21 protein-coding genes and 1 tRNA gene are annotated in these 12976 nt (G+C 61.3%); 16 read left to right on the top strand and 6 right to left on the bottom strand.

What is annotated here, in order from left to right; translation table 11 throughout:
• The first annotated feature begins 32 nt into the window (after positions 1 to 32).
• Both DXY29_RS03055 and DXY29_RS03050 read left to right on the top strand, forming a co-directional pair.
• On the top strand, positions 33 to 281 hold the full coding sequence (locus tag DXY29_RS03055) for a DUF2839 domain-containing protein (RefSeq protein WP_115022824.1): 249 nt from the start codon (positions 33 to 35) through the stop codon (positions 279 to 281).
• Positions 282 to 351: 70 nt separating this feature from the next.
• On the top strand, positions 352 to 696 hold the full coding sequence (locus DXY29_RS03050) for a DUF1815 family protein (RefSeq protein WP_115022822.1): 345 nt from the start codon (positions 352 to 354) through the stop codon (positions 694 to 696).
• 2 nt (positions 697 to 698) lie between these two features.
• Here DXY29_RS03050 and recA read toward each other — a convergent pair whose 3' ends face one another.
• The 6 genes from recA to DXY29_RS03020 form a co-directional block, all read right to left on the bottom strand.
• Entirely contained in the window at positions 699 to 1820 is a 1122-nt protein-coding gene (gene recA, locus DXY29_RS03045) for a recombinase RecA (RefSeq protein WP_115022820.1), read from the bottom strand.
• An 86-nt stretch (positions 1821 to 1906) separates the two neighbouring features.
• Positions 1907 to 2656, bottom strand: a complete 750-nt coding sequence (locus DXY29_RS03040) for an HAD family hydrolase (protein ID WP_115022818.1) — start codon at positions 2654 to 2656, stop codon at positions 1907 to 1909.
• Between the two features lie 9 nt (positions 2657 to 2665).
• Positions 2666 to 2737, bottom strand: a tRNA-Gln gene (locus DXY29_RS03035).
• A 103-nt stretch (positions 2738 to 2840) separates the two neighbouring features.
• The gene (locus DXY29_RS03030) at positions 2841 to 4469 is read right to left on the bottom strand and encodes an AAA family ATPase (RefSeq protein WP_115022817.1); all 1629 of its coding nucleotides are present in this window, start codon (positions 4467 to 4469) and stop codon (positions 2841 to 2843) included.
• Positions 4470 to 4491: 22 nt separating this feature from the next.
• Positions 4492 to 5523, bottom strand: a complete 1032-nt coding sequence (locus DXY29_RS03025; protein WP_115022815.1) for an LdpA C-terminal domain-containing domain — start codon at positions 5521 to 5523, stop codon at positions 4492 to 4494.
• Positions 5490 to 5951: an NAD(P)H-quinone oxidoreductase subunit N gene (locus DXY29_RS03020; protein WP_115022813.1), complete on the bottom strand. Its 462-nt coding sequence runs from the start codon at positions 5949 to 5951 to the stop codon at positions 5490 to 5492. The genes DXY29_RS03025 and DXY29_RS03020 overlap by 34 nt, the downstream gene beginning before the upstream one ends.
• A 380-nt stretch (positions 5952 to 6331) precedes the next feature.
• On the opposite strand from DXY29_RS03020, the gene rplC reads away from it, so the two are divergent.
• Genes rplC through rpsH form a run of 14 tightly spaced genes read left to right on the top strand, consistent with a single transcriptional unit; the run spans position 6332 to position 12966 of the window.
• Positions 6332 to 6988, top strand: a complete 657-nt coding sequence (rplC, locus tag DXY29_RS03015) for a 50S ribosomal protein L3 (RefSeq protein WP_115022811.1) — start codon at positions 6332 to 6334, stop codon at positions 6986 to 6988.
• Positions 6988 to 7623: a 50S ribosomal protein L4 gene (gene rplD, locus DXY29_RS03010; protein WP_115022810.1), complete on the top strand. Its 636-nt coding sequence runs from the start codon at positions 6988 to 6990 to the stop codon at positions 7621 to 7623. The genes rplC and rplD overlap by 1 nt, the downstream gene beginning before the upstream one ends.
• Positions 7616 to 7918, top strand: coding sequence for a 50S ribosomal protein L23 (locus DXY29_RS03005; protein ID WP_115022808.1), 303 nt, complete (start codon positions 7616 to 7618; stop codon positions 7916 to 7918). Before rplD ends, DXY29_RS03005 begins: the two co-directional genes overlap by 8 nt.
• Before the next feature lie 15 nt (positions 7919 to 7933).
• Positions 7934 to 8797 (top strand): 50S ribosomal protein L2, encoded by an 864-nt coding sequence (gene rplB, locus DXY29_RS03000; protein ID WP_115022806.1) that lies wholly within the window; start codon positions 7934 to 7936, stop codon positions 8795 to 8797.
• Positions 8798 to 8832: 35 nt separating this feature from the next.
• Positions 8833 to 9108, top strand: coding sequence for a 30S ribosomal protein S19 (rpsS, locus tag DXY29_RS02995; RefSeq protein WP_006849645.1), 276 nt, complete (start codon positions 8833 to 8835; stop codon positions 9106 to 9108).
• Between the two features lie 3 nt (positions 9109 to 9111).
• Entirely contained in the window at positions 9112 to 9477 is a 366-nt protein-coding gene (rplV, locus tag DXY29_RS02990) for a 50S ribosomal protein L22 (protein WP_115022804.1), read from the top strand.
• A gap of 20 nt (positions 9478 to 9497) precedes the next feature.
• Positions 9498 to 10226, top strand: a complete 729-nt coding sequence (rpsC, locus tag DXY29_RS02985) for a 30S ribosomal protein S3 (protein WP_115022801.1) — start codon at positions 9498 to 9500, stop codon at positions 10224 to 10226.
• Positions 10227 to 10242: 16 nt separating this feature from the next.
• Positions 10243 to 10719 carry a 50S ribosomal protein L16 gene (gene rplP, locus DXY29_RS02980; protein WP_115022799.1) on the top strand — a complete coding sequence of 159 codons (477 nt, stop codon included), beginning with the start codon at positions 10243 to 10245 and terminating at the stop codon, positions 10717 to 10719.
• A gap of 2 nt (positions 10720 to 10721) precedes the next feature.
• Complete coding sequence (gene rpmC, locus DXY29_RS02975) at positions 10722 to 10931, top strand: 50S ribosomal protein L29 (protein WP_038551201.1); 210 nt, start codon at positions 10722 to 10724, stop codon at positions 10929 to 10931.
• Between the two features lie 16 nt (positions 10932 to 10947).
• On the top strand, positions 10948 to 11244 hold the full coding sequence (rpsQ, locus tag DXY29_RS02970) for a 30S ribosomal protein S17 (protein WP_115022797.1): 297 nt from the start codon (positions 10948 to 10950) through the stop codon (positions 11242 to 11244).
• Positions 11241 to 11606, top strand: a complete 366-nt coding sequence (gene rplN / locus DXY29_RS02965; RefSeq protein WP_115022795.1) for a 50S ribosomal protein L14 — start codon at positions 11241 to 11243, stop codon at positions 11604 to 11606. Before rpsQ ends, rplN begins: the two co-directional genes overlap by 4 nt.
• Positions 11607 to 11608: 2 nt before the next feature.
• Positions 11609 to 11965: a 50S ribosomal protein L24 gene (gene rplX, locus DXY29_RS02960; protein WP_115022793.1), complete on the top strand. Its 357-nt coding sequence runs from the start codon at positions 11609 to 11611 to the stop codon at positions 11963 to 11965.
• Between the two features lie 40 nt (positions 11966 to 12005).
• Entirely contained in the window at positions 12006 to 12545 is a 540-nt protein-coding gene (rplE, locus tag DXY29_RS02955; RefSeq protein WP_115022791.1) for a 50S ribosomal protein L5, read from the top strand.
• A 19-nt stretch (positions 12546 to 12564) separates the two neighbouring features.
• Positions 12565 to 12966, top strand: a complete 402-nt coding sequence (gene rpsH, locus DXY29_RS02950; protein ID WP_006850769.1) for a 30S ribosomal protein S8 — start codon at positions 12565 to 12567, stop codon at positions 12964 to 12966.
• Positions 12967 to 12976: the final 10 nt, after the last annotated feature.

Below are 12976 nucleotides of genomic sequence, written 5' to 3'. Positions count from 1 at the left end.
ACGCCTAACCTCCGTTCAACGCGCAGAAGTGCATGGGAGAAGCACGCCGCCGAGCTGCACAGGGCATGCCCCCTCGTCAGCCCAAGGCCAACACAAAAGCACCGGATACATCGCCGCGAGTGGTGTCCTGGCTTCCTCTGACGCGCAATCAGACACAACAGTTCATGGCGGTGACCACACGCGGCGCCTGGATCGGCATCGGAGCCATGGTGGTCCTATGGATCACGGTGCGATTCATCGGACCCGCCGCAGGCTGGTGGACGCTCTCGGATACCCCCTGATCGGCCAGCCGGACCAAACACGCGAAAACGAAAGAAAACTTTTAGGATTGGTCTCATTGGAGACTCAATCATGTTTCCGCGTTTAGCCGAGCACTACAGGTCTGTCGTCGAAGACTTGGTGATGAGCCTGCAGGCCCTCGCCGGCAGCCTCGAAACTGCCGGCGTCACAGCCACCTGTTACTCCTGCGGCGACGGCCGCGATGGCCATGGCGCGTCTTTTGTGGCTGACATCGGCGATGGCCACATTGTGCGCTTTCTTGTCTCCGATTTCGGCATCAGCTGGGTGGAATCCCGCAATGGCCGAGAACTCGTGAAATTGGAGGGAGCTGAAGCCATCCAGGAACTACACCGAATGGTTGAACTGGCTCAGCAGGGCCAGGTCTGCGGCAAGCAGTCACTGACCCAAGCCGGCTGAGATCAAGCAGCCGCTTCCGGGGCCTTACCCGGAGTCGACTTATCGACAGTCGCCTTCGCAGCAGCCGCTAGGGGCCGCATGGAATTCGACTTCACTTCCGAACCTTCCGTCAGCTTTTGACGCACGAGCGTCTCAATCGTGGCCGTCGATTCCGGGTTCTCCTCCATCCAGGTGATGGTGTTGTCGCGACCCTGCCCGATGTTGTCTCCCTCGTAGCTGTACCAAGCGCCCTTGCGCACAACCACGCCTGTCTCTTCGGCGAGATCGAGCAGACAGCCCAGGGTGCTGATGCCGCGGCCAAAAAGAATGTCGAATTCAGCAATGCGGAAGGGTGGCGCCACCTTGTTTTTCGCCACTTTCACTTTGGCCCTGATCCCGAATTCCTCCGTCCCCTTCTTGAGCGTCTGAATCCGACGGATGTCGAGGCGAACCGAGGCATAGAACTTGAGCGCATTACCTCCAGTGGTCGTCTCTGGATTGCCGTAGGTCACACCAATCTTGAGACGCAGCTGGTTGAGGAAGATGACGGTGCAACCCGACTTGCCGATGTTGCCGGTGATCTTGCGCATGGCCTGACTCATCAGACGCGCCTGACTGCCAACCGCCAGGTCTCCCATTTCTCCCTCGATCTCGGCGCGGGGCGTGAGAGCGGCCACCGAGTCGATCACGACAAGATCAACCGCCGCCGATCGCACCAGTTGATCGACGATCTCCAGAGCCATCTCACCGGTATCGGGCTGAGAGACCAGAAGGTTCTCAACATCCACACCCAACGAAGCGGCATAAACGGGGTCCAGAGCATGCTCCGCATCCACGAAGGCCGCCACACCACCACGCTTCTGCACTTCAGCAATCGCATGCAGGGTGAGAGTGGTTTTACCGGAACTTTCTGGGCCATAAATCTCCACCACCCGGCCCTTCGGGTAACCACCACCCAGGGCAAGATCAAGGGTCAGAGCACCGGTGGAGATCGTCTCCACCCTCATGCGGGAGGCATCGCCGAGCCGCATGATCGACCCTTTACCGAAGTTGCGCTCGATCTGACCAAGGACCAGATTTAGCGCCTTGTCTTTCTCGCCGGAGGAGCGGGGGTCGGAAGCACTGGATTTCATATCTGCAGGCATGGAAGAGACCTGAAACTAAGGAACGAGAGATCCAATGCCACAGAAGCGCCGAATCGTCTCAGGTAGTACAAGCGTACCGTAGCGAATCAGGGCCATTGCGCCAGGGGGGCCCGGAAACGATCCGGATGGAGCAACGCAATCCCGGGAGGAAGATTGCTCTGATCCTGGGGGCGAAGATAGCCCCAACTCACCAGGAAGCAGGGCAGTCGTTCCAACCCTGGCGTGGACCGCACAGCCTCCAGCGTCGCCCGACGGTCTTCAACGAAGCCACACAACGTTCGCTGCTGCTGAAGCCGAAGCAAAACCTGGGGCTTCGCTCCAGCTTCGCGACCGTCCAAACGCCAGGGATGCAGGCCAAGACTGTTCAGCAGCTCAGCGGTAAAGGCCTGAGTCTTGGTGGTCAGGACAGCCCAGTCCACGCCCTCAGCCTCAAGCTGGCGGAGCCTTGCCACCAACCCTGGGAAGGGCCGATGCAACGCCAACCAAGCGGAGCGGTTCTGCCGAACAGATTCATCACGGGACGCATCCAGGGCGGCTTGCAGCTGCTCCGGCTCCCATCCGTGACGCTGTAAAGCGAGCGCCTGGGCTTCGGCGTAGGACTGCATCCAAACCTGGGGATCCAGAACAGGCAGCTCAGCAGCCAGCAACACCATCTCCCAACCGTGATGCACCCATGGGCGCAGCCGACGGAACGCATCAGGCACCCGGTCGGGAGTCAATCCTGTCGGAGAGGCATCAAGGCGAAGACACGCATGCCAAGCACTCCACCAGTACTCGGCCATGCCATCGACGATGACCCCGTCGAAATCGAACACCAGCAAGGGTCGATGGTTCATGGACAAAAACTGGGCCGCTAGGATTCGAACCTAGGAATGGCGAGACCAAAACCCGCTGCCTTACCGCTTGGCGACGGCCCACTGAACCGGAAAAGACCACAACCTGCGGCTCACCGGAGCACTAATAGTTACTCATAGCAGCCAACCCTTCGTCAATCCACCGGGCGAATCAAGCGAAGCGCGATCAGGGAGGGAAGACCCGCAAACGCGACTGTTCGGCTTGACCGAAAACATCACTACGCAGTTGGTAACGACTGACAAGATCCGCCTGCATGCGAAGCACGCGTTCAGTTCGCGGCAACAACTCCACGGGCCTGCCTTGCGGCATCACCACTTGTTCCACTGCAAGCCGGCATTCCTCAAGAGCAGCAAATTCATCGTCCTTTGACGCCCGATCGGGAGCGATGGCATCCGCAGCCGTTTCACTTGCCCGACGACTCAAGAGGCGAGCCATAGCACGGGTCACCTGGGGCAGGGTGTCGGACTTGATCACCAGGATTGGAATCCCAAGATCCCTAGCCTGACGCCTCAGAGACGGTTGACGGCTGAGTCCCAGCCGAATGCTCAACACAACATCCGCCTCACTTAAATCGTCCACCACCCGCGCAGTCCAGCCGTGAGAACGAATGGTTTCGTCCACAAGCCGGGGGGTGATCCCACAACAGAGAACCTGCAAAACGTCGGTGTTCTCAGGAGGGGCAGGAGGAGATGCTTCTGCTGCACTGGTCTGAGGCACAGACACAGGAACAGAGACAGGCCGTCCAGCTGCCGGTCGAGGAGAAGGAGGGCTTAGCAAACCCGACGACTGCGGGGGATCGACAAGCTGAACACCACCCTCAGCAGTCAGCTCGCGCTCCTGAACTCTGGGCTGCAGGCCCCTGAGCAACTGGTCCACCGTGGCAGCAACGTCGGTATGCACGGCCCAGCGGTGGCGACTGTGCATTTCAACCGCAACCGGAAAAGTTGGGTCAGCCGCGCGCTCGAGCACCGTCTTCTGACTGCGCCGCCGCCGGGCCTCCTCATCCCCAAGGGTGACCGCCTGAATTCCACCCACCAGATCACTAAGGGTGGGGTTCTTGATCAGGTTCGCCAGGGCATTGCCATGAGCGGTGGCGACCAGCACCACGCCACGCTCAGCAATGGTGCGCGCCGCCTGCGCCTCCAGCTCGGTGCCGATCTCATCGATCACGATGACTTCAGGCATGTGGTTTTCCACCGCCTCGATCATGGTTTGGTGCTGCAGTTCAGGCCTGGCCACCTGCATGCGGCGGGCCCTGCCAATAGCGGGATGCGGGATGTCGCCATCACCCGCGATCTCATTGCTCGTGTCAATCACCACAACGCGCCGCTCCAACTCATCAGCGAGCACCCGGGCGATCTCCCGCAATGCCGTTGTCTTGCCGACACCCGGGCGCCCCATCAACAGCAGGGACTGCCCTCCATCCAAAAGATCCCGCACCATGGCAACGGTGCCGAACACGGCACGCCCCACCCTGCAGGTCAGACCAACCACCTCACCCTGGCGGTTGCGGATCGCGCTGATCCGGTGAAGGGTCCTTTCAATCCCTGCTCGGTTATCGCCTCCGAACTGACCAATCCTGGCCACCACCGCCGCAAGGTCCTCCCGAGACAAGGGCGTGGAGCCCAGTGCCAAGGCACGACCTGGATAACGCGCTTCCGGGAGTCGACCGAGATCGAGCACCACCTCAAGCAACTGCTGTCGAGCCTCCTCCTCCCGCAACTGCTCCTGCACGGCATCCGGCAGAAGTTCGAGAAGGCGATCCAGATCGTCGGTGACCCGTTGCGTGCCCATGGGATCTGCGCGTTTCAGCCTTCTAGCAAGAGCGGCGCAGCCATGGAGTAACCAATGGACGCGCAAGGGAGAGGGCACGCTCCCAACCCTCGGGCCATTGCCACAGGGCAGATCCACGGGTTTGCGCCTCATTGAGCACGGGCATCAGCAAGCGACGCGCCACACCACCAAAGGCAATGCCAGCCGGCCGTTCCGTCGAATGCAAGAGATCCACCGTTGCGGCATTGGTTCCACCGGCAAGCTGCAGCGGACCAGGTGGTGCCAGAAGACGCATGGCACGCCAGAGCTGAACCGCAGCCCGCGCTGTTCCAGCCCCCACATCACCACTCATCGGCCGCCCATCCAATTGCCAGAGGGGCCTGTAACCGGCTTGCCGCAAACAGGAATGGCGATGCCACAGCAACCGAGCCAACTGATCAGCATTCACGCCATGCCCCTCCAACCCGCAGCTCACGGCCAAGCGCTGCAAGGGAACGTTGTGGTGCTGAAGGCTTTGGATCAGCATCGTGGAGCCCTCCTCATGCCCAGACCCCGTGTGAATCTCCACCGCATCGGGCTGAATGGATTTCAGCAGCGTGATCACCTGCTCTGGAGTCAGTCGATGGTCGCGTTCCTCGATTAGCCCATGGGGGCAGGCCGGCAAGCAGCGACCACAGCCATAGCAACGCTGCTGGTCGATCCCAGAACCGGGCGGAATTGCTGCAGCGGGGCAAATCCTTTCGCAAGGACGCGGACAGTCCGCGGGACAGCGGTCGGCGTCGAACCAAGCCTTGCGGAAGTGAGCATCCATGCCATCGCTGAGGCTGACCATGAGCCAGGGACGATGGCCCGTTTGGGCTTCAGCCCAGTCGAGGCCACGACGGGCTGCAAGCGCGACCGCTGGATCGGCAGCCACATCAATGCAATGAACACCGACAGCCGCAAAAACAGCGGTCAGATCGGCAATGGCAGGCAAATCCTGATTGCTGGCCCCACAGATGAGCTTGACCCAGCGGCCCTGATCGAGGGCTTCCTCAGGTGTCAGGCGTTCAAATGTGTGGTCATCGGTTCCCACTTCAGGCTTCGGGCACCACCCATCTCCACGATGATGCGTAATCGGGGTTCGCGCTTGCAGAGGTCGCAAAGCGAGAGAAGTTCCGAACGCGACAGCACCTGACCCTCAAGAAGCCAGAGAGCCACAGGGGCATCACCCTCAAACAGGTCTCCGAGCTGGGGAGCCACCTCCTGCACTTCTCCCACAGCAGCACCACGACCCACGCTTTGATGACCCAGATGAGGAGGACGGATGCCGTGCTTCTGGGTGAGGAACACCTCCGGATCACCGAGTCCCCGGGCTGATGTCATGCGGGTGCGGTATCCAGCGCCTCGCAAACGACGCAGCAAGCGCGTTTCTGCACCACCCTCGAGCGGGGCCTGAACAGCCAGACAGCCATTGGCTTCGAGATCGCGGCGAAATGCCTGACCGGTGAGAAGCAGAGGCATGGCATCTACAGGGATTGGAGTGATTCTGGCAGCAGGCAGAGGGATCAGGGGAGCTGCAAGGGCGGTGGTGTAGGTTCGTTGTTTGTTCTGTGTTTCTGTGCCCGTCCGCTAGCCGGGCCTCCAGTCGACAGAACAGATTCGACGATTGCGTCGGATCTCTAGGCCAGTACGGGAGCTTTCTTCGGAAATCCCCGTCGGGAAACTGCAACAGCACACCGTGCAGATGCAAGTCCCAGCCTCGCTGCATCGTTCGCTAGCCCATTCGAATCCACTCCCTCGGGAGTTCAGCTTCGAACCACGTCTGCGTCCAATCGATCAGCACCTGACCCCATGCGGATCTCCGCCTGGTGGTTGTCCACGCTGGCGCTTCCTCCCCACCCATGTCCATCGGCATTCTCGGGAAGAAGCTGGGTATGTCCCAGTTCTTCGACGAGCAGGGCAGAGCTGTTCCGGTCACCTTGATCGAAGCCGGCCCCTGCCGCATCACCCAACTCAAAAACAACGACACTGACGGTTATTCCGCAGTGCAGATCGGCTTTGGCGAATCCCGCGAAAAGCTGATCAACAAACCCGCCCAGGGTCACCTGACCAAATCCGGTGAGGGTCTTCTTCGTCATCTGCGCGAATACCGCATCGACAGCGTTGAAGGGCTCGAACTCGGTGGATCCATCACCGTCGGCGATTTCGAAGCCGGTCAGAAGGTGGACGTCAGCGGTGACACCGTGGGCCGAGGCTTCGCTGGCTACCAAAAGCGCCACGGTTTCAGCCGGGGTCCGATGACCCACGGCTCCAAGAACCACCGCGAACCGGGTTCAACCGGTGCCGGTACAACCCCGGGCCGCATCTACCCCGGCAAGCGGATGGCCGGTCGCTACGGCGGCAAGAAAATCACCACCCGCGGTCTGACCATCCTCAAGGTGGACAGCGAGCACAATTTGCTGGTGGTGAAGGGATCCGTGCCCGGCAAACCCGGTGCGCTGCTCAACATCCGCCCGGCCGTGCGCGTGGGCGCCAAGCCCGCCAAAGGAGGTAAGTGATGGCCAGTTGTGTCGTTCGTGATTGGCAGGGCAAGGAAGCCGGCAAGGCAACCCTGGACCTGAAGGTGGCCAAGGAGACCACCGCGGTTGATCTCATGCACCGGGCTGTTCTGCGTCAGCAGGCCCATGCACGCCAAGGAACCGCCAGCACCCTCACCCGTTCAGAAGTACGTGGTGGCGGTCGCAAGCCTTACAAGCAGAAAGGAACTGGACGGGCCCGCCAGGGATCCATCCGGACTCCCCTGAAACCGGGCGGCGGCATCATCTTCGGACCCAAGCCCCGCACGTACAACCTTGCGATGAACCGCAAGGAGCGTCGTCTGGCCCTGCGCACAGCGCTGATGGCCCGCATTGACGACGTGACTGTCGTGAAGGATTTCGCTGCTTCGCTGGAAGCCCCCAAAACCCGTGAGATCACGGATGCTTTGGGACGCCTCGGTGTCGCTGCCGGTTCCAAGGTGCTCATCGTTCTGACGAACCCCTCCGATGTTGTTCGCCGCTCCGTGCGCAACCTGGAGAAAGTCAAGTTGATCTCCGCGGATCAGCTGAACGTCTTCGACCTGCTCCATGCCAATGCTTTGGTGCTGGGCGAGGAAGCTCTCGCAACCATCCAGGAGGTCTACGGCGATGACTGAACGTTTCCAAGGCCGCCTGGCGGATGTGATCCGCCGTCCCTTGATTACCGAGAAGGCCACACGAGCCCTCGAAATCAACCAGTACACCTTCGAGGTGGACCACCGCGCCGCAAAACCCGACATCAAGGCCGCCGTTGAGCAGCTCTTCGATGTGAAGGTCACCGGCATCAGCACCATGAATCCCCCTCGACGCTCGCGTCGGATGGGGCGCTTCGCTGGCAAACGTGCCCAAGTGAAGAAAGCCGTGGTGCGCCTTGCGGAGGGCAACTCGATCCAACTCTTCCCTGAGTCCTGAGGGGTCTGAATCGTCATGGCAATCCGTAATTTCCGCCCCTACACCCCCGGTACCCGCACCCGGGTGGTCACTGATTTCAGTGAGATCACCAGCCGCAAACCGGAGCGGACCCTGGTGGTGGCTAAACACCGCCGCAAGGGCCGCAACAACCGCGGTGTGATCACCTGCCGCCACCGCGGTGGCGGTCACAAACGCCTCTACCGCGTGGTGGATTTCCGTCGCAACAAGCACGGTGTCTCCGCAAAGGTTGCAGCAATCCACTACGACCCGCACCGCAACGCACGCCTGGCGCTGCTCTTCTATGCCGATGGCGAGAAGCGCTACATCCTGGCTCCCGCAGGAGTGCAGGTCGGCCAGACCGTGGTCTCCGGCCCTGATGTTCCGATTGAGAACGGCAACGCCATGCCGCTTTCAGCGGTGCCTCTTGGTTCCAGCGTCCACTGCGTCGAGCTCTACGCCGGCCGCGGTGGCCAGATGGTCCGTACCGCTGGTGCCAGCGCCCAGGTGATGGCGAAGGAAGGCGACTACGTCGCTCTCAAACTTCCCTCCACCGAAGTTCGGCTGGTGCGCCGCGAGTGCTACGCCACCCTCGGCGAGGTCGGCAACTCCGAGATGCGCAACACCAGCCTGGGCAAGGCTGGACGTCGCCGCTGGTTGGGTCGTCGTCCTCAGGTTCGAGGCAGTGTGATGAACCCCTGCGATCACCCCCACGGTGGTGGTGAGGGTCGTGCACCAATCGGCCGTTCCGGTCCGGTGACTCCCTGGGGCAAACCCGCCCTCGGTCTCAAGACCCGCAAGCGGAACAAACCCAGCAACCAATACGTGCTCCGGAAGCGTCGCAAGACCTCCAAGCGGAGCCGTGGCGGACGCGATTCCTGATGCAAACCATCACTTTGCCGCTTGCTTAAACCGTTATGGGACGTTCACTCAAAAAAGGTCCGTTTATTGCCGACAGCCTGCTTCGCAAGGTTGAAAAGCAGAACGACAACGACGACAAGTCCGTGATCAAGACCTGGTCACGGGCCTCCACGATCCTGCCGATGATGATTGGCCACACGATCGCGGTACACAACGGCCGCACCCACGTGCCGGTGTTCATCACCGAGCAAATGGTCGGTCACAAGCTGGGGGAGTTTGCTCCCACCCGCACCTTCAAGGGCCACATCAGAGACAAGAAAGGAGGCCGCTAATCCATGACATCGTCTACCCCAACGGCACCCATTGCCCAAGCTCACGGACGCTTCATCCGAGGCTCCGTTTCGAAGGTGCGCCGTGTGCTTGACCAGATCCGTGGCCGCACTTACCGCGACGCACTGATCATGCTCGAGTTCATGCCTTACCGCTCCACCGGACCCATCACCAAGGTGCTCCGGTCTGCAGTGGCCAACGCTGAGCACAATCTCGGTCTCGATCCCTCATCTCTGGTGATCGCGAGCGCGAGCGCTGACATGGGCCCCTCCATGAAGCGCTATCGCCCCCGCGCCCAGGGCCGGGCCTTCCAGATCAAGAAACAGACCTGCCACATCAGCATTGCTGTGGCGGCTCAGACCGATTCCTGACCCCCGAGGACTCTGACCCAATGGGACACAAAATCCACCCAACCGGTCTGCGCCTGGGGATCACCCAGGAACACCGGTCACGCTGGTACGCCTCCAGCAAGAGTTATCCGGCTCTCCTTCAAGAGGACGATCGGATTCGCAAGTTCATCCACAAGAAGTACGGCTCGGCAGGCATCAGCGATGTGCTGATCGCCCGCAAGGCCGATCAATTGGAAGTTGAACTCAAGACCGCACGCCCCGGTGTGCTGGTCGGCCGTCAAGGCAGCGGTATCGAAGAACTTCGCTCCGGCATTCAGAAGACCGTCGGCGACTCCAGTCGTCAGGTGCGGATCAATGTTGTCGAGGTCGAACGCGTCGACGGTGATGCCTTCCTCCTGGCCGAGTACATCGCCCAGCAGCTGGAAAAGCGTGTGGCCTTCCGCCGCACCATCCGCATGGCTGTGCAGCGCGCCCAGCGTGCCGGTGTACTGGGTCTCAAGATCCAGGTCTCCGGTCGCCTGAACGGTGCTGAGATTGCTCGGACGGAGTGGACCCGTGAGGGTCGAGTTCCCCTGCACACCCTGCGTGCCGACATCGACTACGCCACCAAAGTGGCTAGCACGACCTACGGCGTGCTTGGCATCAAGGTGTGGGTGTTCAAGGGCGAGGTGCTGAGCGAACAGGCTCAGCCCATGCCGGTGGGTGCCGCCCCCCGGCGCCGGGCCAGCCGTCGGCCCCAACAGTTCGAAGACCGCTCCAACGAGGGTTGAACAGGAGGCCTGAACCATGCTGAGTCCAAAACGCGTCAAATTCCGTAAGCAGCAGCGAGGCCGCATGCGCGGCGTCGCCACCCGGGGCAACACCATTGCCTTCGGACAGTTCGCGCTGCAGGCACAGGAATGTGGCTGGATCACCTCGCGCCAGATCGAGGCCAGCCGTCGTGCCATGACCCGCTACGTCAAGCGTGGCGGAAAAATCTGGATCCGGATCTTCCCCGACAAGCCAGTCACCATGCGCGCTGCCGAAACCCGGATGGGTTCCGGTAAGGGCAACCCAGAATTCTGGGTGGCGGTGATCAAGCCCGGCCGGATCTTGTTCGAGATGGGCGGTGATGAAATCACCCCCGAAATCGCCAAGGAAGCCATGCGCCTCGCGCAATACAAGCTTCCCGTGAAGACCAAGTTCATCCAGCTGGATGAGCAGGAGAAGCCAGCTGGTGCCAAGGCCCCGGCAGCTTCTGAAGCCGTCACCGTGGAGTCCTGACCATGGCCCGTCCCAACGCCGCAGATGTGCGCAGCCTCTCCGATTCGGACATCACCGAACAGATTGACGGCCTCCGCCGCGAACTGTTCCAACTCCGTTTCCAGCAGGCCACGCGCCAGCTCGCCAACACGCACCGTTTCAAAGAGGTCCGCATCAAGCTGGCCCAGCTGCTGACGGTGCAGTCGGAGCGCCAGCGCTCCACCGCCTCCTGATCCCCCCTCCGTAACCATGGCAGTCAAGGAAAGGGTCGGCACCGTCGTCAGCGACAAGATGGAGAAAACGGTGGTGGTCGCGGTGGAAAGCCGCTTCCCTCACCCCATCTATCAAAAGACGGTCAGCCGTACCACCCGTTACAAGGCTCACGACGAAGACAACACCTGTCGCGTCGGAGACCGCGTTCGTATCACTGAAACCCGTCCCATGAGCCGCCAAAAGCGGTGGGCCATTGCCGAGGTTCTCAGCCACAGCCCCAAGGCTGCAGCTGAGGAAGCCAGCAAGGCTGAAGCTCAGGAGGTGAAGCAGTGATCCAGCAGGAGTCCTATCTCACCGTTGCCGACAACAGTGGCGCCAAGCGCATCCAGTGCATTCGCGTCCTCGGCACCAACCGTCGCTATGCCCACGTGGGCGACGTGATCGTTGCCGCGGTAAAGGATGCCGCCCCCAACATGGGCGTCAAGAAATCCGACGTCGTCAAGGCTGTCGTGGTGCGCACCAAAGCCACCATGCGCCGTGAAACCGGCAACTCGATCCGGTTTGACGACAACGCCGCCGTGCTCATCAACGACGACAAGAACCCAAAAGGCACCCGCGTCTTCGGACCGGTGGCCCGTGAGCTGCGCGAGCGCAGCTTCACCAAAATCGTGTCCCTCGCTCCGGAGGTGATCTGACCATGGCGACTGCAACCACCAAGGCCAAGGCCACCGAGCGCATCAAAATGCGCATCCGCAAGGGCGACACCGTCCAGGTGATCGCCGGCAAGGACAAGGGCAAGACCGGTGCCGTTCTGCGCACCCTGCCCAACGAGAACCGTGTCGTCGTGGAAGGGGTGAACATGCGCACCCGCCACGAAAAGCCCACCCAGGAGGGCGAGACCGGCCGCATCGTGACCGAGGAAGCATCACTGCATGCCTCCAACGTGATGCTTTATTCCACCGCCAAAAAGGTGGCAAGCCGCGTTGAAATCGTCGTCGAGAAGGACGGCACCAAAAAGCGCCGGCTGAAGAAAACCGGTGAAGTCCTCGACTGATCCCGACTTCTGACCACGTCCAGAAGCACCCCAACCCGTTATGTCACTCAAGAAGCGCTACAGGGAGACCATTCAGCCCAAGCTGAAGAAGGATCTCTCCCTCAACAACATCCATGAAGTCCCCAAGGTGGTGAAAGTCACCGTGAACCGGGGTCTCGGCGAAGCCGCCGCCAACGCCAAGTCCCTCGAGGCTTCGGTCAATGAGCTGGCGCAGATCACCGGCCAGAAGGTCCTGGTGACCCGTGCAAAGAAGGCCATCGCCGGCTTCAAGATTCGGCAGGGCATGCCGATCGGCTGTGCCGTCACCCTCCGTGGTGATCGGATGTACGCCTTCCTCGAGCGCCTGATCAACCTGGCGCTGCCTCGCATCCGCGACTTCCGCGGGGTCAGCCCCAAGAGTTTCGATGGGCGCGGCAACTACACCCTTGGGGTGCGCGAACAGATCATTTTCCCTGAGATCTCCTTCGACAAGATCGATGCAATCCGGGGCATGGACATCACCATCGTGACCACCGCCCGTTCGGACGAAGAGGGCCGGGCCCTCCTCCGCGAGATGGGAATGCCGTTCCAGAGCAACTGAGCCCTCCCCGTCGACACCTATGGCCAACCACGACCCCATTTCCGACATGCTCACCCGCATTCGCAATGCGAGTGAGAAACGTCACGAAACCACCAAGATCCCCGCTTCGCGGATGACTCGCAGCATCGCCAAGGTGCTGCAGCAGGAGGGCTTCATCTCCGAAATCAGCGAGCAGGGTGAAGGCGTTCGCACCGAACTGGTGCTCGCCCTCAAGTACAGCGGCAAGCACAGGCTGCCCACCATCCGCTCGATGCAGCGGGTCAGCAAGCCCGGTCTCCGCATCTACAAAAACACTCGCGGCCTGCCCAAAGTCCTCGGAGGACTGGGCGTGGCGATCATCTCCACCTCCAAGGGTGTGATGAGCGACCGCGACGCCCGCCGTGAGGGCGTCGGTGGCGAAGTGCTCTGTTACGTCTACTGATCCGGAGCTG

The sequence above is a fragment of the Synechococcus sp. UW69 genome, assembly GCF_900474185.1.
In the GTDB taxonomy this organism is placed as follows: Bacteria; Cyanobacteriota; Cyanobacteriia; order PCC-6307; family Cyanobiaceae; genus Parasynechococcus.
The sequence above is the reverse complement of the archived record's forward strand: the minus strand, read 5'-3'. Positions and strand labels throughout refer to the sequence as shown.